The organism is Leclercia adecarboxylata, from assembly GCF_006874705.1.
GTDB lineage: Bacteria > Pseudomonadota > Gammaproteobacteria > Enterobacterales > Enterobacteriaceae > Enterobacter > Enterobacter adecarboxylatus_C.
Genome location: NZ_CP035382.1, coordinates 2,636,693 through 2,656,485 on the forward strand (window position 1 = coordinate 2,636,693; position 19,793 = coordinate 2,656,485).

The window sequence follows — 19,793 nt, forward strand, 5'->3', positions numbered from 1 at the left end:
CTCCTTAACAACACGCCAGCTCAAAGTCGAGACGTTCCGGCACCAGACCATGTTCACTGTCGAGCGGCATGAAACGAATCGCAAAGCGGCTCTTGTGACCTGAAATTTGCGGATAAAGCTGATCGGCAAGGGTCAGCTGCAGGCGCAGCAGGTCTGCATCCTCGCCGTTATCCTGATAAAAACCGTTCAGGCTGGTTTGCTTGCGGAACGGTGCGGAGTTGCGAATCAAATCAAGGATCAGCGACAACGCCTGCGTCAGCGGCTCAAGGCTGCCGAGCCAGCTTTGTATCTGGACATCACGCTGCTCCTGCGGCATATGCAGCCAGATATGTAAGGTCGGTAAATCGAAACTGCAGCAGCCGCCAGGAATGCTCAGGCGCTGACGAACCAGCGCCACCAGACGATCTTCACGCAGAAACTGGCCGATACGCGGCGCAGCCATCAACACCGTGCTGTGGTGTTTCAGCTGCTGGCGCAGGCTGTCGATGCGGCTGTTATCCACACCGGGGACTTCGGCCCAGGCCTGCAATTTACGCTGTTGACGCTCCAGCTCTTTCAGTAATTCAGTGCGGACTTCGCCGCGCTCTAGCACATCCAGCAGGTCACTTACGTTACGGAAAAAATGCAGCGCCGTGGTGTGGTCGTGTACCGGAAGGAGGCCTGAAAGCTGCTGGATTAAAAACTCGATGCGCAGCCAGGTACGCATTTTTTCGTTGAGCGGATGCTCAAAAAGAACGTGGGTGTGCATTATGCTTTTTCCTGTAAAACAGCCTGCGCCAGGTAGTGCTGATGCAGGCGGGCAACATCGGAGGCAATGGCATCCGGTGCGCCGTTATTATCAATAACATCATCCGCGACGGCAAGGCGCGCTTCACGCGTGGCCTGCGCGGCAAGAATTTGTTCGGCATGCTCGCGCGCGACGTTATCGCGGGCGATGGTGCGCTGAATTTGGGTTGCCGGAGAGACATCCACCACCAGTACCCGGTCAGCTTTCTCATGGAGCTTGTTTTCCACCAGAAGCGGTACAACCCAGAGAACATAAGGTGAGGTCGCCTGAGAGATCTGCCTCTGTGTCTCCTGCTGTATCAGCGGATGGAGGAGGGCGTTAAGCCAGGCTTTTTCTTCAGGATGCGAGAAAATGCGTTCGCGCAGCATCCGACGGTTAAGGGTACCGTCAGGCGCGATGGTGTCGTGGCCGAAATGTTCTGCGATAGCACATAATGCCGGTGTACCGGGCTCTACCACCTGGCGAGCAATGATGTCGGCATCAATAATCGTGACACCCAGACGAGAGAAGGCGTCGGCCACAGTGCTCTTGCCACTGCCAATGCCCCCCGTTAACGCAACGATGTACCCCATTAATTAAAATCCTGGGAAATATTCATTATTGATATCAATTGCTTAAGATTTAATCTTTTGGCAGCAAAGGTTAAGCGCTGCTTACGGACTTTTTACCAGGTAAATTTATAGGATTGTAGCGTAAAAAAAGTGATTTTCGCAGTCTTGCGCAACAGGTATTAGTGCGTATGATAGCGTCACTGGAGTTGTGTGTTTCGTTTTTCGACATTTACCCCAGTACCCCAGGAATCCGCAAATGCGTATCGAAGAAGATCTGAAGTTAGGTTTCAAAGACGTACTTATCCGCCCTAAACGTTCTACTCTGAAAAGTCGCTCCGACGTTGAACTTGAACGTGAATTCACCTTTAAGCATTCCGGTCAGACCTGGTCTGGCGTACCTGTTATCGCCGCCAATATGGATACGGTTGGGACTTTTGCGATGGCTAAAGCACTGGCCTCCTTCGATATTCTGACCGCCGTGCACAAGCACTACAGCGTTGAAGAGTGGAATGCGTTTGCAGGCTCCGTATCTGAAACCATTCTCAAGCACGTGATGGTTTCCACCGGCACCTCTGACGCCGATTTCGAAAAAACGAAACAGATCCTGGTCGCTAACCCGAACCTGAACTTCATCTGCATTGATGTCGCGAATGGTTACTCTGAGCATTTCGTGCAGTTCGTCAGCAAAGCGCGTCAGGCCTGGCCGACCAAAACCATTATTGCGGGTAACGTGGTTACCGGTGAAATGTGTGAAGAGCTGATCCTGTCCGGGGCAGATATCGTTAAAGTGGGTATCGGCCCGGGTTCTGTCTGCACCACCCGCGTGAAAACCGGTGTTGGCTATCCGCAGCTTTCTGCGGTGATCGAGTGTGCTGATGCAGCCCATGGCCTCGGCGGCCAGATCATCAGCGACGGCGGTTGCACCATGCCGGGTGACGTGGCGAAAGCCTTCGGTGGCGGGGCAGACTTCGTGATGCTTGGCGGGATGCTGGCGGGTCACGAAGAGAGCGGCGGTACCGTTGTTGATGAAAACGGTGAAAAATTCATGCTCTTCTACGGCATGAGCTCTGAATCGGCGATGAACCGTCACGTAGGCGGTGTTGCTCAGTATCGTGCGGCAGAAGGTAAAACCGTCAAGCTGCCACTGCGCGGCCCGGTTGAGAATACCGCGCGTGACATTCTCGGTGGCCTGCGCTCTGCATGCACCTATGTGGGCGCATCCCGTCTGAAAGAGCTGACCAAGCGCACTACCTTTATCCGCGTACAGGAACAAGAAAACCGCATTTTCAACAGCCTCTAATGCTCTCTCGCTGGCGCGTTTCGTGCCAGCGTTATCCCGCACTCATCGCATCCCCCAGATGAAAGATCGGCAGGTACATCGCGACCACCAGCGTGCCGATAATTAACCCCGTCACAATTAACAGCAGCGGCTCCAGTAGCGAGGCCAGATTATCGGCCTGCTGAAAAGTCTGTTCATTATGATGCTGTGCCAGATTACTCAGCATAGTATCCAGCGCCCCTGACGATTCGCCGGTACGCACGAGCTGAATACAGAGCGGCGTAAAGATCTCAGCTTCATTCAGGGCTAACCAGATGGGTGCACCCTGCATAACGCGATGGCGTATCGTCTGTAGTTTCTCCTGCCAGAAGGGGCACGTTAGGGTCTCCTCCGTACTTTCCAGCCCCTGTAGAAAGGTGATGCCTGCCTGCTGTGTGAGTGACAGGACGGTAAAAATCTGGCTGAGCTTTTGCCCACGGACCAGCGGGCCAATCACCGGACTGCTCAGCAGCAGACGCTGTATGAGGCGCTGCCATCGGCGGTTACGGCGAAAAAATACCAGTCCAGATGCCGCCGCCAGCAGACTTAGCATCAGCCCCGCCCCCCACTCCTGAAGCGTGGTTGCCAGCGTCATCACGGTCCGGGTCAGAGCAGGTAAGGGCGCATTGAAGGTTTTGTAGATCGCGGCAAATTCCGGCAGCACCATAGTCACCATCGCCAGCACCACGGCGACGGCCAGGGCAAGAATAATCAGCGGATAGCGCAGCGCCTTTTTGACCTTCGCGCTGAGCTGTTGCTGCGTTTTTTGCTGTTGCGCCAGCTGACGACAACACTCAACGAGCTTGCCGGTCAGCTCCCCGGTTTTCATCATCGAAATATAGAGGGGAGGGAAGACATGCGGCCATTTTCTCAGGGCGTCAGAAAAGGCGCATCCGGCGCTGAGATCGTCAGCTACGCTTTGCAGCAGCGCCTGCCACTGTCGGGCAGGGTGCTGCTGCGCCAGAAGCGTCAGACCTGCCGAGAGCGTTAAGCCCGCCTGCAGCAACGTTGCCAGCTGGTGGATCGCCTCGTAGCGATGTTGCGCCTGCCAGCGCGCTTGCTGCAGGCTTCGTTTGAGCTCAAGAGGAAAAAGATCCCGACCCAACAGGACGCTCCACGCCGTTTGTTTGTCGGGGGCCCAGAGCGCGCCTGTCTGTTGCTCCCCCTGCTGGCTAAGTGCCCGCCAGCGCCAGAGTTGATTACCTGCCATCCGATTCGCCCAGCATCTGCACCAGTTCCCCGAGCGTGGTGTGGCCTTGCTCTACCGCCATACAGCCATGCTCAAACAGCGTGACCATGCCCGCCTGCCTGGCCAGCTTTTCGATCTCTTCGACCGGCGCTCCGTTGGCGATGGCAGTACGCAGTTCACGAGTGATCACCATTACCTCGAAGATTGCTACCCGGCCATAAAAGCCGTGATAGCAGCGGTCGCAGCCCACCGGCTGCCAGTGCGGCAAAGGGCGAGGCCATAGCGCCTGGGGTAATGGTGTATCCCGGTGCATCTCTGTACGACAGTGTGGGCACAGTCGGCGCACCAGCCGCTGGGCGATCACCATTGACAGCGCCGAGGAGATCATCCAGCGCGCCACGCCCATCTGTTGCAGGCGCACCAGCGTCTCCGCGGTGGAGTTAGTATGCAGCGTTGACAATACCAGATGGCCTGTCTGCGCGGCGTTGATGGCGATCTCCGCCGTTTCGCCATCGCGTATTTCACCCACCATAATGATGTCAGGATCCTGGCGCAAAAACGCCCGCAGCACGCTCTGGAAGGTTAACCCTGCCCGGGGATTGATGGGCGTTTGATTCAGCCCGTCCAGCGGAATTTCGACCGGGTCTTCAACGCTGCAGATGTTCACCTTAGGTGTGTTCCGGGACTGCAATGCACTGTAGAGGGTGACGGTTTTGCCGCTGCCGGTGGGGCCGGTCACCAGGATCAGCCCCTGCGATTTTTGCAGCGCGCTGGCGAATAGCCGCTGTTGGGTTTCACTCATCCCCAGTTGCTCAAGCCGTAGCGCCTGTTGCTCCTGTTGCAGAAGCCGCAGCACGATCTTTTCGCCGCTGCGACACGGGAGCGTGGCAATACGAAACGAGACCGGAGAGCCCGAAAGCTCGACCGTGAATTGCCCGTCCTGAGGTAAGCGACGCTCTGCGATATCCAGGTTGCCCAGTACTTTCAGCCTGGCGATAAGCGTTGTGCCCAGTTCGGCCGGGAGCGGTTGTTGCGGGTAGAGCACGCCGTCAATGCGTAACCGGATCTGCCAGCTCTCTTCGGCGGGCTCAATATGAATATCCGACGCCCGCTGGCTCAGCGCCTGGGTCAGGGTGTGGTTGAGTGTTTCGATGGCGGAACGCGTCGAGGTGGCGACCACGGGCAGATGCGCCTCCTGGCTGGTTTGCTGGTGCTTTTCCATGCGCTCGGCGGTCCAGCATTCGATATCGATTCTTTTCTGCGTCGCGAAACGTAACGCTTCCAGCAGTTCGGGCGGTGGGTTGTCGACCACTGCAATATTGATCCGGTCCGGGGCGCAGGTCAGCAGCAGGGCGTTGTGGCGCCGACAGAGGGCCGTTAAGCGATCGGCATTCATTGCTCGCTCTCCTGTTCGGCCGTAAAGCGGAACACCTCTTCGCAGGCCTGCTTCAGCGCGCTGTCCTCGCCCACTGTGCAGAGTCGCTTCCAGCCGGTGATGCCATTGCCGTTATCCCACTGCGGGGTCATCACTACATCGAGACCGTTGAGGCTCTCCTGTCCGGTCAGAGTGACGACGCCTTTGGCGATGCTCATCCCGGAGACATAGCGGCTGGTCGCCGGGGAGGGAATACCGTTGACGCCAGCATCGCAGCTCTCTGTCCCGCCATGATCGAGGGCGCAGAGTTCGACTGCGGTACGGTAGGGCATAAAGGTTTGCAGCATATCGGTGAGGGCAGCTTTTCTCAGGTAGTTCTGGTAAGCCGGAATGCCAATCGCGCTGAGGATAGCCACGATGCCGATAACTACCATTAATTCGATGAGGGTAAATCCTTTTTGTCTTTCCATGGGTCGCTCCTTATGTTGACGCAGGCTACTGTGGCAGCGGGTCAGACCGGGGGCGAGGGGTAAAAATTGATTCGTGAAGCGTGATTCAGCGGGATGTGCGCGCGTTACAGAACAATGCAGCAGATTTGCGGGGCGGGTCGTAAATCGGGCTTGCCCGGCCTGTGCAGACCGGGCTTTCTGTCACTTAGCGAAAGCGCATCGACAGATCGAGGGCGCGAATGTGTTTGGTCAGGGCGCCAACGGAGATGAAATCGACGCCGGTTTCGGCAAACTCGCGTAAGGTTTCGTGCGTCACGTTACCGGAAACCTCCAGACGGGCCTGGCCGTTGGTGCGTTTCACCGCTTCACGCATCTCTTCGGTTTTGAAGTTATCCAGCATGATGATGTCGGCACCGGCTTTCAGCGCATCGTCCAGCTCCTGCAGGTTCTCCACTTCCACTTCAACCGGCACATCCGGGTGCAGCCAGAAGGCTTTTTCCACGGCCTGGCGTACGGAGCCAGAGGCAATAATGTGGTTCTCTTTGATCAGAAACGCATCGGACAACCCCAGACGATGGTTGGCACCGCCGCCGCACAGCACGGCATATTTCAGGGCGGTACGCAGGCCCGGCAGCGTTTTACGCGTATCCAGCAACTGGGTATTTGTCCCTTCCAGCAGGTCGACATAGCGGCGTGCTTCGCTGGCGACGCCGGAGAGGGTCTGAACAAAGTTCAGCGCGGTGCGTTCACCGGTCAGCAGGACGCGTGATGAGCCCTCAAGCTCAAACAGCGGCTGGTTAGCGTTGATGCTGTCGCCATCCTCGACATGCCACGTCACCTTCACACCGTCACCGGCCAGCTGAATAAAGACTTCCTCCACCCAACGTTTACCACAGAAAACACCGTCCTCACGGGTGATCACGACCGCATGGGAACGGGCATCTTCCGCCAGCAGTTGGGCGGTAATGTCGTTGTCAGCATTAACGTCTCCACCCAGATCTTCGCGCAGCGCATTGGCGACGCTTACCGGAATATCGAGATTAATACGTTCCAGCAGTACGTTACGTCTGTGGTCGGGGTTGTAGCGGCGAGGCGGCATGTTAAAACTCCAAATTGGTAACGAATCATAAGATTGAAACATGCTACTCTGAACCGGGAATCAGCACCATATATAAGGAGATCCTGCATGCACTCAGAACATGGCTGGCTGGCAGATGCACGGCGTGTTCCTTCGCCACACCACGATTGCCGTCCGGAGGATGAGATCCCGTCGCTGCTGGTGGTGCATAACATCAGCCTGCCGCCTGGCGAGTTTGGCGGCCCGTGGATTGACGCGCTATTCACCGGGACAATCGATCCCGATGCTCACCCCTTTTTTGCGGAGATCGCCCACCTGCGCGTTTCTGCCCATTGTCTGATTCGCCGTGACGGTGAAATCGTCCAGTATGTTCCCTTCGATAAACGAGCCTGGCATGCAGGCGTGTCTCAATATCAGGGGCGTGAACGCTGCAATGACTTCTCTATCGGCATCGAGCTGGAAGGAACGGATACGCTGCCTTACACCGATGCGCAGTATCAGCAGCTGGCCGCGGTGACGCGCACCCTCATTAGCCTCTACCCGGGTATCGCCCACAACGTGACCGGGCACAGCGATATTGCGCCGCAGCGCAAAACCGATCCTGGCCCGGCATTTGACTGGCAAAGATTCAACACACTGCTTACCGCCCTGTCAGATAAGGAGATGACATGACGTTATTTACCATGCTGCTGGTGATGATTGCTGAGCGTTTGTTCAAGCTGGGCGAGCACTGGCATCTGGATCACCGGATGGAAGTGCTGTTTCGTCGCATCCGCCATTTTTCCATGATCCGCACCCTGCTGATGACGGCGGGGGTGATGCTTGTCGTGTTCCTGCTGCTGCGTTCGCTGTATGGCCTCTTCTTTAATGTGCCGCTGCTGGTGGTGTGGATCCTGCTCGGCGTCCTCTGCATTGGCGCCGGCAAGGTGCGTCTGCACTACCATGCCTACCTGAAGGCAGCAACTAACAATGATGCCCATGCCCGTGGGGCGATGGCCAGCGAGCTGACCCTGATCCACGGCGTTCCGCCGGAGTGCAACGAACGCGAATTTTTACGCGAGCTGCAGAACGCGTTGCTGTGGATTAACTTCCGCTTCTATCTGGCACCGCTGTTCTGGTTTGTGGTGGGCGGCGCGTGGGGCCCGGTTCTGCTGATGGGCTATGCGTTTTTACGCGCCTGGCAGAGCTGGCTGGCGCGCTACCTGACCCCGCACGAGCGGTTGCAGTCCGGCATCGACGCCATTCTGCACGTGCTGGACTGGCTGCCGGTGCGGCTGTTCGGGGTGGTTTATGCCCTGATTGGACATGGCGAGAAAGCCCTGCCGGCATGGTTCGCCTCGCTAGGGGATCGCCATACCTCGCAGTACCTGGTGTTAACGCGTCTGGCGCAGTTCTCCCTGGCGCGTGAGCCGCATACCGATAAGATCGAAACGCCGAAAGCAGCCGTTTCAATGGCCAAGAAAACCTCTTTTGTAGTGGTGGTGATTGTGGCGCTGCTGACGATTTACGGCACGCTGATCTAAACCAGCGTGCCGCAGGTCTTACACTGTATCCGCTGACGGGATGCCAAATTCAGGCATCCCGTTTTCATTCCAGCGAATCAGTTTCAGGCGGGTGTGGCGGTTCGGATCGTAGAGCGGGTCGCCCTCGATTTCGGTGTAATTACGTGCATGGTAAATCAGCACGTCTTCGCCGTCCGGTGTTTGGGTAAAGCTGTTGTGCCCCGGGCCGTACTGGCGATTTTCGTAGCTGGTGGTGAACACCGGCTGCGGCGATTTATGCCAGTTCTCCGGGTTCTGCGGGTCGGCATTGAGGTCGATCCACAGCAGCCCCATGCAGTAGTTTTCATCCGTGGCGCTGGCGGAGTAGCTGATAAACAACCGCTCGCCGTGGAACAGCACCGCCGGGCCTTCGTTGACCCAAAACCCACGGCACTCCCAGTCATACTCCGGTTTACTGAGCATTACCGGCTTGCCTTTTAGCGTCCAGGGATTCTCCATTTCGCACAGGTACAGGTTCGAGTTACCGGTGATATCCGGGGCTTTTTGCGCCCAGAGGTACCAGCGTTTCCCCTGGTGAACAAAGGTGGTCGCATCCAGCGCAAAGGTATCGAACGGGGTTTCGATCTGCCCTTTCTCGACCCAGGTGCCGGTGAACGGGTCGCTGTCGCTACACTCCAGGGCGAACATCCGGTGCTGGAACATCCCGAGTTTATCCAGTGCCTGGGTGTGCGTCGCGGCAAAATAGATGTACCACTTGCCGTCAATGCTGTGCAGTTCCGGGGCCCAGATCAGCTGACTCATTGGGCCGGTGGCCGGCTTGCGCCAGACCACCACTTCATCGGCGCTGCGTAACCCTTCCAGCGTGTTGGCGCGACGGATCGCCAGCCGGTCGTATTCCGGCACCGAGGCAATAAAGTAGTATTGCCCTTCATGATGAAGAATGTACGGGTCAGCACGTTGTTCAATAAACGGGTTTGGCCAGGTTTGCATTCGGCTTTCCTTATTTAGTCTCAGCGGCTTTGAGTTCCTGAAAATCGTTCAGCTCGCGATAGTTGTTCCGGCGTTTTTCCAGGTCTTCCTGAATCTGCTTCATGGTTTCGCGATCGACCTTCAGCAGACGAACCACGCCCGCGGTAATGAGGTACCCGACGCCAGGAATCACGGTAAAGAGCAGCACGATGCCGTTGATGGCGTCCGCGCTTTGCGCTTTTGCACCCGCGTCGTAACCGTACCAGGAGAGCAGGAAGCCCACCATCGCCCCGGCAATCGCCAGCCCCAGCTTGAGGAAGAAGATGTTGCCGGAGAAGCTGATCCCGGTGATGCGTTTACCGGTTTTCCATTCGCCGTAGTCATCCACGTCGGCCATCAGCGACCAGTGCAGCGGAGACGGGATCTGGTGCAGGATGTTCAGCAGGAAGTAGAGCACCACAATGGTCACGGTGGCTTGCGGGTCGAAGAAGTAGAAGGCGCAGGAGAAAATCGCCAGGGCGATGTTGGTCCAGAAGAAGACCTTCAGCTTACACCAGCGGTCGGTCAGCACTTTTGCCAGCACGCTGCCGAGCATCATGCCCACCACGCCCAGGCTTATAAACAGGGTAGCGAAGTGGGTGCTCTGGCCCATGACCCAGGTGACGTAATACATGGTTGCCGCCATGCGGATAAAGCCCGGGCAGACGTTGCACAGGGTCAGCAGCAGAATGCGGACCCACTGGTCGTTCTTCCACACGTCTTTCAGATCGTTTTTCAGTTCGTCATTGGTTTGCACCGCCGGACGCACGCGCTCGCGCACGGTAGAGAAGCTGAACAGGAACATGCAGGTGCCAATCAGCGCCAGCACGGTCATCGCCATCTGGTAGCCTTTAGCTTTGTCCTCGCCGCCGAACCAGTCGGCCATCGGCAGCAGCGTCAGCGACAGCAGCAGCGTGGCGATGCCGACCATCACGAAGCGGTAGGACTGACAGGCCACGCGCTCTTTCGGATCGTTGGTGATCACGCCGCCCAGCGAGCAGTAAGGAATATTGATGGCCGTATAGGTCAGAGAGAGCAGGAAGTAGGTAACAAAGGCATAGATAACTTTGCTGTTGTAGGTCCAGTCCGGGGTGGTAAACATCAGGATGCTGAACAGCGCATAGGGGAAGGCGATCCATAAAAGCCATGGACGAAAACGCCCATACTTACTGCGGGTACGATCGGCAATGGCGCCCATAATCGGGTCGGTAACGGCATCGATGACGCGTACGGAGAGCAGCAGCACGCCCACCAGCGCCGGGGCCAGGCCGAAAATATCCGTATAAAAATAGTTCACAAACAACATGATGGCGCCAAAGATGATATTGCATCCGGCATCCCCCATTCCATAGCCGATCTTTTCTTTTACTGACAGTTTATTGTTATCCATCGACGATTCTCCGAGTTACGGTATGGAGAGAATTATTCGCTACCAAAGCAAAATATGCGTTGCAGTTTAACGTCGGTGATATGGATAAAATGGCTGTAGACGGGAAAGTGTGAGGAAGGTAACAACCCTCTGCGTCCAGCGGGACGCAGAGGGGTAGAACATTAATGCGCTTTTACGGCTTTGGCATTTTTCTCTTTAAACATATAGCCGACGCCGAGGATGATAATCCAGACCGGGATCAGGTAGACCGAAATCGCCATGCCCGGGGTCATCAGCATGATAATCAGCACCGCCGCCATGAAGAGCAGACAGACCCAGTTACCCAGCGGGTAGAGCAGGGCAGGGAAGCGCGTTTTCACGCCCTGCTGCTGCTTCGCACGACGGAATTTCATGTGTGCCAGGCTGATCATCGCCCAGTTGATTACCAGGGCGGAAACCACCAGCGCCATCAGCAGGCCGAAGGCCGATTCCGGTGCCAGGTAGTTGATCAGCACGCACAGCGCTGTCACAACCGCCGACACGATAATGGTGTTAACCGGCACGCCACGCTTATCGACATTGAGCAGCGCTTTCGGGGCGTTGCCCTGCTGGGCCAGGCCGAACAGCATACGGCTGTTGCAGTAAACGCAGCTGTTATAGACCGACAGCGCCGCGGTCAGTACCACTACGTTCAGGGCGTTAGCCACGAAGGTGTCGCCCAGCTCATGGAAGATCAGGACAAACGGGCTGGTGTCAGCGGTGACGCGGGTCCACGGCAGCAGGGAAAGCAGCACGGCCAGCGAGCCCACATAGAAGATCAGGATACGGTAGATCACCTGGTTGGTCGCTTTCGGGATGCTCTGCTCCGGGTTGTCTGCTTCAGCGGCGGTGATACCCACCAGCTCCAGACCACCGAAGGAGAACATAATGATCGCCATCATCATGACCAGACCGGTCATACCGTGCGGCAGGAAGCCGCCCTGATCCCAGAGGTTGCTCACGCTGGCCTGCGGACCGCCGTTGCCGCTGAACAGCAGCCAGCCGCCAAACAGGATCATCGCCACAACCGCGATAACTTTAATAATGGCGAACCAGAACTCCATCTCACCGAACACTTTCACGTTGGTGAGGTTAATGGCGTTGATCACCACGAAGAAGACCGCCGCGGAGACCCAGGTCGGGATCTCAGGCCACCAGAACTGGACGTATTTACCGACCGCGGTCAGTTCCGCCATCGCCACCAGCACATACAGCACCCAGTAGTTCCAGCCGGACGCGAATCCGGCAAAGCTGCCCCAGTATTTATAGGCAAAATGGCTGAAGGAACCGGCTACCGGCTCTTCGACCACCATTTCACCCAGCTGACGCATAATAAGAAAGGCGATAAAACCGGCAATGGCGTAACCCAGAATAATTCCCGGACCGGCAGACTGAATAACCGATGCGCTGCCCAGGAACAGGCCGGTACCAATAGCGCCACCGAGAGCAATAAGCTGAATATGGCGGTTTTTAAGGCCGCGCTTCAGCTGATCGCCGTGCTGTTGACCATCCATTATGAAACCTCGTGTGTGGTTGTTATGTTCACGCTCTAGCGTGTGTAATTATGAAATTCCATTTCATGTATTTATTAGTTTACGGTTCAATTGAATGAAAAAACCGGATGTGTCTTCCGTATTCGGAAGAATAGTGTTAAGCGACGGCGAATGCACCTGCTTTATGCGAGGAGAAAGCGAGTTCGAATAAAAAGAAAGCATTTGTAAATCGTCCCGTTTAAGTCCCTTTATCAACCTATAGAATAAAAATGCTCCATAAGTGGGCAGTTTTTCACTTTTTGCTCCGCTAAATCGGTTCAGATCGCACTTTTCCCCGTTTCGATAAAGTTAAAACTGCCCCTTTGGGAGTAATCAATTCATTTGTGCAGAGTTACATTTTTGAAACGTTATTTCTGTAAGGTTGTTAAAATAAGCAGGGTTTACTGATTTCGGTCAAAACCAATATGGACAGAAGGTGAATACTTTGTTACTTTAGCGATACGAATATGAAATTGGTAAGACCAATTGACTCCGGGCAAAAAGGCGTAAGACAGGGAATATGGCCTACAGCAAAATTCGCCAACCAAAATTATCCGATGTGATTGAGCAGCAGCTGGAGTTTTTGATCCTTGAGGGGACCCTGCGCCCCGGTGAAAAACTGCCACCTGAACGCGAACTGGCTAAACAGTTCGACGTTTCCCGTCCCTCGCTGCGTGAGGCGATCCAACGTCTCGAAGCCAAGGGCTTACTGCTTCGTCGCCAGGGTGGCGGAACCTTTGTGCAAAACAGCCTGTGGCAGAGTTTCAGCGACCCGTTAGTGGAGCTGCTCTCCGACCACCCAGAATCCCAGTTCGATCTGCTTGAGACCCGTCACGCGCTGGAAGGCATCGCGGCTTATTACGCGGCGCTGCGCAGCAATGATGAAGATCGTGAACGCATTCGCGAACTCCATCAGGCCATTGAACGGGCCCAACAGTCCGGCGATCTCGACGCCGAGTCCGACGCCGTCGTCCAGTATCAAATTGCCGTCACTGAAGCAGCCCACAACGTGGTGCTCCTCCATCTGCTACGCTGCATGGAGCCAATGCTTGCCCAGAACGTTCGTCAGAATTTTGAATTGTTGTATGCCCGTCGGGAGATGCTCCCGCTGGTCAGCAACCATCGCACTCGTGTATTCGAGGCGATAATGGCCGGGGAGCCGGAGCAGGCGCGTGAAGCGTCGCACCGTCACCTGGCTTTCATTGAGGAAATCTTGCTGGACCGCAGCCGTGAACAGAGTCGTAGAGAACGTTCACTGCGCCGCATACAGCAACGAAAGGATTAAGCGCCAGTTTTTTAGAGCGCGGCAACTAAACGCAGAACCTGTCTTATTGTGTTCTTGCCCAAGAATACAATGGGACAGGTTCCAGACAAATCAACGTATTAGATAGATAAGGAATACCCCCATGTCAGAACGTCTCCAAAATGACGTGGATCCGATCGAAACTCGCGACTGGCAACAGGCGATCGAATCGGTCATCCGTGAAGAAGGTGTTGAGCGCGCTCAGTATCTGATTGAACAGATGCTTTCTGAAGCCCGCAAAGGTGGCGTGAAAGTAGCTGCAGGTGCAGGGGCTAATAACTACGTAAACACGATTGCCGTCGAAGACGAACCGGAATACCCGGGCAATCTGGATCTGGAACGCCGCATCCGTTCTGCAATTCGCTGGAACGCCATCATGACCGTTCTGCGCGCGTCCAAAAAAGATCTGGAGCTGGGCGGCCACATGGCTTCCTTCCAGTCTTCTGCAACCGTTTATGAAGTGTGCTTCAACCACTTCTTCCGCGCGCGCACCGAGAAAGACGGCGGCGACCTGGTGTACTTCCAGGGCCACATCTCTCCGGGCGTCTACGCACGTGCGTTCCTGGAAGGTCGTCTGACTGAAGAGCAGATGAACAACTTCCGTCAGGAAGTTCACGGTAAAGGCCTGTCTTCTTATCCGCACCCGAAACTGATGCCAGAATTCTGGCAGTTCCCGACCGTATCCATGGGTCTGGGTCCAATCGGTGCGATCTACCAGGCTAAATTCCTGAAATATCTGGAACACCGTGGTCTGAAAGACACCTCTCAGCAGACCGTTTACGCCTTCCTGGGCGACGGCGAAATGGATGAGCCAGAATCTAAAGGTGCGATCACCATCGCGACCCGTGAGAAGCTGGACAACCTGTGCTTCATCATCAACTGTAACCTGCAGCGTCTGGATGGTCCGGTAACCGGTAACGGCAAGATCATCAACGAACTGGAAGGCATCTTCGCAGGTGCTGGCTGGAACGTGATTAAAGTCATGTGGGGCGGTCGTTGGGATGAGCTGCTGCGTAAAGATACCAGCGGTAAGCTGCTTCAGCTGATGCAGGAAACCGTTGACGGCGACTACCAGACCTTCAAATCTAAAGACGGTGCCTATGTACGTGAGCACTTCTTCGGTAAATACCCTGAGACCGCAGCGCTGGTTGCAGACTGGACTGACGATCAGATCTGGGCCCTGAACCGTGGTGGTCACGATCCGAAGAAAGTCTACGCTGCACTGAAAAAAGCGCAGGAAACCAAAGGCAAAGCAACTGTAATCCTGGCTCATACCGTTAAAGGTTATGGCATGGGTGACACTGCCGAAGGTAAAAACATCGCGCACCAGGTTAAGAAAATGAACATGGACGGCGTGCGTTATATCCGCGACCGTTTCAACGTTCCAGTGACCGACGAGCAGGTTGAAAACCTCTCTTACATCACCTTCCCTGAAGGTTCCGAAGAGCACACCTATCTGCACGCTCAGCGTCAGAAACTGAACGGCTACCTGCCGTCCCGTCAGGTGAACTTCACTGAGAAACTGGAACTGCCAGCGCTGGAAGACTTCTCTCAGCTGCTGGAAGAGCAGAACAAAGAGATCTCCACCACTATCGCCTTCGTGCGTGCCCTGAACGTGATGCTGAAGAACAAGTCGATCAAAGATCGTCTGGTTCCAATCATTGCTGACGAAGCGCGTACCTTCGGTATGGAAGGTCTGTTCCGTCAGATCGGTATCTACAGCCCGAACGGTCAGCAGTACACCCCGCAGGACCGCGAGCAGGTTGCATACTACAAAGAAGACGAGAAAGGTCAGATCCTGCAGGAAGGTATCAACGAGCTGGGTGCAGGCGCATCCTGGCTGGCTGCTGCGACCTCTTACAGCACTAACAACCTGCCGATGATCCCGTTCTACATCTACTACTCCATGTTCGGTTTCCAGCGTATCGGTGACCTGTGCTGGCAGGCTGGCGACCAACAGGCTCGCGGCTTCCTGGTAGGTGGTACTTCCGGTCGTACGACCCTGAACGGTGAAGGTCTGCAGCACGAAGATGGTCACAGCCACATTCAGTCTCTGACTATCCCTAACTGTATCTCTTACGACCCGTCGTACGCGTACGAAGTGGCAGTCATCATGCATGACGGTCTGACCCGTATGTACGGTGAAGCGCAAGAGAACATTTACTACTACATCACCACCCTGAACGAAAACTACCACATGCCGGCCATGCCAGCAGGTGCCGAGGAAGGTATCCGTAAAGGTATCTACAAACTCGAAACCGTTGCAGGTAGCAAAGGTAAAGTTCAGCTGCTGGGCTCCGGCTCTATCCTGCGTCACGTCCGTGAAGCAGCACAGATCCTGGCGAACGACTACGGCGTAGGTTCTGACGTCTACAGCGTAACCTCCTTCACCGAACTGGCACGTGATGGCCAGGATTGTGAGCGCTGGAACATGCTGCACCCAATGGAAACCCCACGCGTTCCGTACATCGCTCAGGTGATGAACGACGCGCCAGCGGTGGCTTCTACTGACTATATGAAACTGTTCGCTGAGCAGGTTCGTACTTACGTACCAGCTGATGACTATCGCGTTCTGGGTACTGACGGCTTCGGTCGTTCTGACAGCCGCGAAAACCTGCGTCACCACTTCGAAGTTGATGCTTCTTACGTGGTTGTAGCAGCACTGGGCGAACTGGCTAAACGTGGCGAAATCGATAAGAAAGTGGTTGCGGATGCAATTACCAAATTCAACATCGATGCAGAAAAAGTTAACCCGCGTCTGGCGTAAGAGGTAAAAGAATAATGGCTATCGAAATCAATGTACCGGACATCGGGGCTGATGAAGTTGAAATCACCGAGATCCTGGTCAAAGTAGGCGACAAAGTTGAAGCTGAACAGTCGCTGATCACCGTAGAAGGCGACAAAGCCTCTATGGAAGTCCCGTCTCCACAGGCTGGCATCGTTAAAGAGATCAAAGTCTCTGTTGGCGATAAAACCGAGACTGGCAAACTGATCATGATTTTCGATTCCGCCGACGGTGCAGCAGCTGCTGCACCTGCGCAGGAAGAGAAGAAAGAAGCCGCTCCGGCCGCCGCTGCTCCAGCAGCTGCCGCGAGCGCGAAAGAAGTCAACGTGCCTGACATCGGCGGTGACGAAGTTGAAGTCACTGAGATCCTGGTGAAAGTAGGCGATACCGTTGCGGCCGAGCAGTCTCTGATCACCGTAGAAGGCGACAAAGCCTCTATGGAAGTCCCGGCGCCGTTCGCGGGTACCGTTAAAGAGATCAAGATCAACACCGGCGACAAAGTGTCTACCGGCTCCCTGATCATGGTCTTCGAAGTGGCAGGCGCAGCGCCTGCTGCTGCCCCGGCTCAGGCTGCTGCCCCGGCTCAGGCTGCTGCTCCGGCACCGGCTGCTGCTCCAGCTGCGGCTGGCGGTGCGAAAGACGTTAACGTACCGGACATCGGCGGTGACGAAGTTGAAGTGACCGAAGTGATGGTGAAAGTGGGCGACAAAGTTGCTGCTGAACAGTCACTGATCACCGTTGAAGGCGACAAAGCTTCTATGGAAGTGCCTGCGCCGTTCGCGGGTACCGTTAAAGAGATCAAAATCAGCACCGGCGACAAAGTGTCTACCGGCTCCCTGATTATGGTCTTCGAAGTGGAAGGCGCTGCGCCTGCTGCGGCTCCGGCTGCCGCTCCGGCACCTGCTGCTGCACCGGCTCAGGCTGCTAAACCTGCGGCACCAGCTGCGAAAGCGGAAGGCAAATCTGAGTTCGCTGAAAATGACGCTTACGTCCACGCGACTCCGCTGATTCGTCGCCTGGCGCGCGAATTTGGTGTGAACCTGGCGAAAGTGAAAGGCACCGGTCGAAAAGGCCGTATCCTGCGCGAAGACGTTCAGGCTTACGTGAAAGACGCTGTTAAGCGTGCTGAAGCAGCTCCTGCTGCTGCCACCGGTGGCGGTATCCCGGGCATGCTGCCATGGCCGAAAGTGGACTTCAGCAAGTTCGGCGAAATCGAAGAAGTGGAACTGGGCCGTATCCAGAAGATCTCTGGTGCGAACCTGAGCCGTAACTGGGTGATGATCCCGCACGTTACCCACTTCGACAAAACTGATATCACCGATCTGGAAGCGTTCCGTAAACAGCAGAACGCCGAAGCTGAGAAGCGTAAACTGGACGTGAAATTCACCCCAGTGGTCTTCATCATGAAAGCCGTTGCTGCGGCGCTTGAGCAGATGCCACGCTTCAACAGCTCCCTGTCCGAAGACGGCCAGAAGCTGACGCTGAAGAAATACATCAACATCGGTGTTGCGGTTGATACGCCAAATGGTCTGGTTGTTCCGGTCTTCAAAGACGTGAACAAGAAGAGCATCACTGAGCTGTCCCGTGAACTGACCGTGATCTCCAAGAAAGCGCGTGATGGTAAGCTGACTGCCGGCGAAATGCAGGGCGGCTGCTTCACTATCTCCAGCATCGGCGGCCTGGGCACCACCCACTTCGCGCCGATCGTGAACGCGCCGGAAGTGGCGATCCTCGGTGTCTCCAAGTCTGCGATGGAGCCGGTGTGGAATGGTAAAGAGTTTATGCCGCGTCTGATGATGCCGATTTCTCTCTCCTTCGACCACCGCGTGATCGACGGTGCTGATGGTGCGCGCTTCATTACCATCATCAACAACACCCTGAGCGACATTCGCCGCCTGGTGATGTAATCGAAGAGCCGGCCTGACGGCCGGCTTTTTTCTGGTAATCTCATGCAGTTCGTGAGTTTATTGGCGAAAGCAAAAATTCGTGAGCCGTTTGTTGTTTCAAAATTGTTAACAATTTTGTAAAATGCGAGCGGATAGAACGACCCGGTGGACGACGGGTATAAATTAAGAGGTCATGATGAGCACAGAAATCAAAACTCAGGTCGTAGTACTTGGGGCAGGCCCGGCAGGTTATTCCGCAGCATTCCGTGCAGCGGATTTAGGTCTGGAAACCGTCATCGTAGAACGTTACAACACCCTCGGTGGTGTTTGTCTGAACGTCGGCTGTATCCCTTCTAAAGCGCTGCTGCACGTAGCCAAAGTTATCGAAGAAGCCAAAGCGCTGGCTGAACACGGTATCGTCTTCGGCGAGCCGAAAACCGATATCGACAAGATTCGTACCTGGAAAGAGAAAGTTATCACTCAGCTGACCGGTGGTCTGGCCGGTATGGCCAAAGGCCGTAAAGTGAAAGTGGTAAACGGTCTGGGTAAATTTACCGGGGCAAACACCCTGGAAGTGGAAGGCGAAAACGGCAAAACCGTGATCAACTTCGACAACGCGATCATCGCGGCGGGCTCCCGTCCGATCGAACTGCCATTCATTCCACATGAAGATCCACGCGTGTGGGACTCCACCGATGCGCTGGAGCTGAAAACCGTTCCTGAACGCCTGCTGGTTATGGGTGGCGGTATCATCGGTCTGGAAATGGGCACCGTATACCATGCGCTGGGTTCACAGATTGACGTGGTTGAAATGTTTGACCAGGTTATCCCGGCTGCTGACAAAGACATCGTTAAAGTCTTCACCAAACGCATCAGCAAGAAGTTCAACCTGATGCTGGAAACCAAAGTGACTGCCGTTGAAGCGAAAGAAGACGGTATTTACGTTTCCATGGAAGGCAAAAAAGCCCCATCCGAGCCACAGCGTTACGACGCCGTGCTGGTGGCTATCGGCCGTGTGCCGAACGGTAAAAACCTGGATGCAGGCGCAGCGGGCGTGGAAGTTGACGACCGTGGCTTCATCCGCGTTGACAAGCAGCTGCGCACCAACGTGCCGCACATCTTTGCTATCGGCGATATCGTCGGTCAGCCAATGCTGGCGCACAAAGGTGTTCACGAAGGCCACGTTGCCGCAGAAGTTATTGCCGGCATGAAGCACTACTTCGATCCGAAAGTGATCCCATCTATCGCTTACACCGAGCCAGAAGTTGCCTGGGTGGGTCTGACCGAGAAAGAAGCGAAAGAGAAAGGCATCAGCTACGAAACCGCCACCTTCCCGTGGGCTGCTTCTGGCCGTGCTATCGCTTCCGACTGCGCAGACGGTATGACCAAACTGATCTTCGACAAAGAGACTCACCGTGTGATCGGTGGTGCGATTGTCGGCACCAACGGCGGCGAGCTGCTGGGTGAGATCGGTCTGGCGATCGAAATGGGCTGTGACGCTGAAGACATCGCGCTGACCATCCACGCTCACCCGACTCTGCACGAGTCTGTTGGCCTGGCGGCAGAAGTGTTCGAAGGCAGCATCACCGACCTGCCAAACGCGAAAGCGAAGAAAAAGTAAT

The 19,793-nt window shown here is 55.6% G+C and carries 16 protein-coding genes; 7 read left to right on the forward strand and 9 right to left on the reverse strand.

What is annotated here, in order from left to right; translation table 11 throughout:
• Nucleotides 1–4 precede the first annotated feature (4 nt).
• The gene (gene zapD / locus ES815_RS13525; protein WP_142488243.1) at nt 5–748 is read right to left on the reverse strand and encodes a cell division protein ZapD; all 744 of its coding nucleotides are present in this window, start codon (nt 746–748) and stop codon (nt 5–7) included.
• Nucleotides 748–1,359: a dephospho-CoA kinase gene (coaE, locus tag ES815_RS13530; protein ID WP_142488244.1), complete on the reverse strand. Its 612-nt coding sequence runs from the start codon at nt 1,357–1,359 to the stop codon at nt 748–750. Before coaE ends, zapD begins: the two co-directional genes overlap by 1 nt.
• 235 nt (nt 1,360–1,594) lie before the next feature.
• Between coaE and ES815_RS13535 the strand changes: the two genes are divergently transcribed.
• Entirely contained in the window at nt 1,595–2,638 is a 1,044-nt protein-coding gene (locus tag ES815_RS13535; protein ID WP_142488245.1) for a GMP reductase, read from the forward strand.
• Between the two features lie 31 nt (nt 2,639–2,669).
• On the opposite strand, the gene hofC is transcribed toward ES815_RS13535, so the two are convergent.
• From hofC to nadC, 4 genes are all read right to left on the reverse strand, one after another.
• Nucleotides 2,670–3,866 (reverse strand): protein transport protein HofC, encoded by a 1,197-nt coding sequence (gene hofC, locus ES815_RS13540; RefSeq protein WP_142488246.1) that lies wholly within the window; start codon nt 3,864–3,866, stop codon nt 2,670–2,672.
• Nucleotides 3,856–5,241, reverse strand: coding sequence for a type II secretion system protein GspE (gene gspE / locus ES815_RS13545; protein ID WP_142488247.1), 1,386 nt, complete (start codon nt 5,239–5,241; stop codon nt 3,856–3,858). Before gspE ends, hofC begins: the two co-directional genes overlap by 11 nt.
• The gene (gene ppdD, locus ES815_RS13550; RefSeq protein ID WP_142488248.1) at nt 5,238–5,690 is read right to left on the reverse strand and encodes a prepilin peptidase-dependent pilin; all 453 of its coding nucleotides are present in this window, start codon (nt 5,688–5,690) and stop codon (nt 5,238–5,240) included. Before ppdD ends, gspE begins: the two co-directional genes overlap by 4 nt.
• 184 nt (nt 5,691–5,874) lie before the next feature.
• Entirely contained in the window at nt 5,875–6,768 is an 894-nt protein-coding gene (gene nadC / locus ES815_RS13555) for a carboxylating nicotinate-nucleotide diphosphorylase (protein ID WP_142488249.1), read from the reverse strand.
• Between the two features lie 87 nt (nt 6,769–6,855).
• Here nadC and ampD point away from each other — a divergent pair, with 87 nt between their 5' ends.
• A complete protein-coding gene (gene ampD, locus ES815_RS13560) occupies nt 6,856–7,419 on the forward strand; it encodes a 1,6-anhydro-N-acetylmuramyl-L-alanine amidase AmpD (RefSeq protein WP_142488250.1) in 564 nt (187 codons plus the stop codon).
• On the forward strand, nt 7,416–8,270 hold the full coding sequence (ampE, locus tag ES815_RS13565; protein ID WP_142488251.1) for a beta-lactamase regulator AmpE: 855 nt from the start codon (nt 7,416–7,418) through the stop codon (nt 8,268–8,270). The genes ampD and ampE overlap by 4 nt, the downstream gene beginning before the upstream one ends.
• Before the next feature lie 18 nt (nt 8,271–8,288).
• Here the strand turns inward: ampE and ES815_RS13570 are convergent, their stop codons facing one another.
• The 3 genes from ES815_RS13570 to aroP all read right to left on the reverse strand — a co-directional run bounded on the left by ES815_RS13570 (nt 8,289) and on the right by aroP (nt 12,179).
• Nucleotides 8,289–9,239 carry a family 43 glycosylhydrolase gene (locus tag ES815_RS13570; RefSeq protein WP_142488252.1) on the reverse strand — a complete coding sequence of 317 codons (951 nt, stop codon included), beginning with the start codon at nt 9,237–9,239 and terminating at the stop codon, nt 8,289–8,291.
• 10 nt (nt 9,240–9,249) lie between these two features.
• On the reverse strand, nt 9,250–10,647 hold the full coding sequence (locus tag ES815_RS13575; protein WP_142488253.1) for a glycoside-pentoside-hexuronide (GPH):cation symporter: 1,398 nt from the start codon (nt 10,645–10,647) through the stop codon (nt 9,250–9,252).
• Nucleotides 10,648–10,808: 161 nt separating this feature from the next.
• Nucleotides 10,809–12,179, reverse strand: coding sequence for an aromatic amino acid transporter AroP (gene aroP, locus ES815_RS13580; protein ID WP_142488254.1), 1,371 nt, complete (start codon nt 12,177–12,179; stop codon nt 10,809–10,811).
• A 538-nt stretch (nt 12,180–12,717) separates the two neighbouring features.
• Here aroP and pdhR point away from each other — a divergent pair.
• The 4 genes from pdhR to lpdA all read left to right on the forward strand — a co-directional run bounded on the left by pdhR (nt 12,718) and on the right by lpdA (nt 19,792).
• Nucleotides 12,718–13,482: a pyruvate dehydrogenase complex transcriptional repressor PdhR gene (pdhR, locus tag ES815_RS13585; protein ID WP_103947083.1), complete on the forward strand. Its 765-nt coding sequence runs from the start codon at nt 12,718–12,720 to the stop codon at nt 13,480–13,482.
• Nucleotides 13,483–13,603: 121 nt separating this feature from the next.
• Complete coding sequence (gene aceE / locus ES815_RS13590) at nt 13,604–16,267, forward strand: pyruvate dehydrogenase (acetyl-transferring), homodimeric type (protein WP_142488255.1); 2,664 nt, start codon at nt 13,604–13,606, stop codon at nt 16,265–16,267.
• A 14-nt stretch (nt 16,268–16,281) separates the two neighbouring features.
• Entirely contained in the window at nt 16,282–18,192 is a 1,911-nt protein-coding gene (gene aceF / locus ES815_RS13595) for a pyruvate dehydrogenase complex dihydrolipoyllysine-residue acetyltransferase (protein ID WP_142488256.1), read from the forward strand.
• A gap of 175 nt (nt 18,193–18,367) precedes the next feature.
• Nucleotides 18,368–19,792 carry a dihydrolipoyl dehydrogenase gene (lpdA, locus tag ES815_RS13600; protein ID WP_142488257.1) on the forward strand — a complete coding sequence of 475 codons (1,425 nt, stop codon included), beginning with the start codon at nt 18,368–18,370 and terminating at the stop codon, nt 19,790–19,792.
• Nucleotide 19,793: the final 1 nt, after the last annotated feature.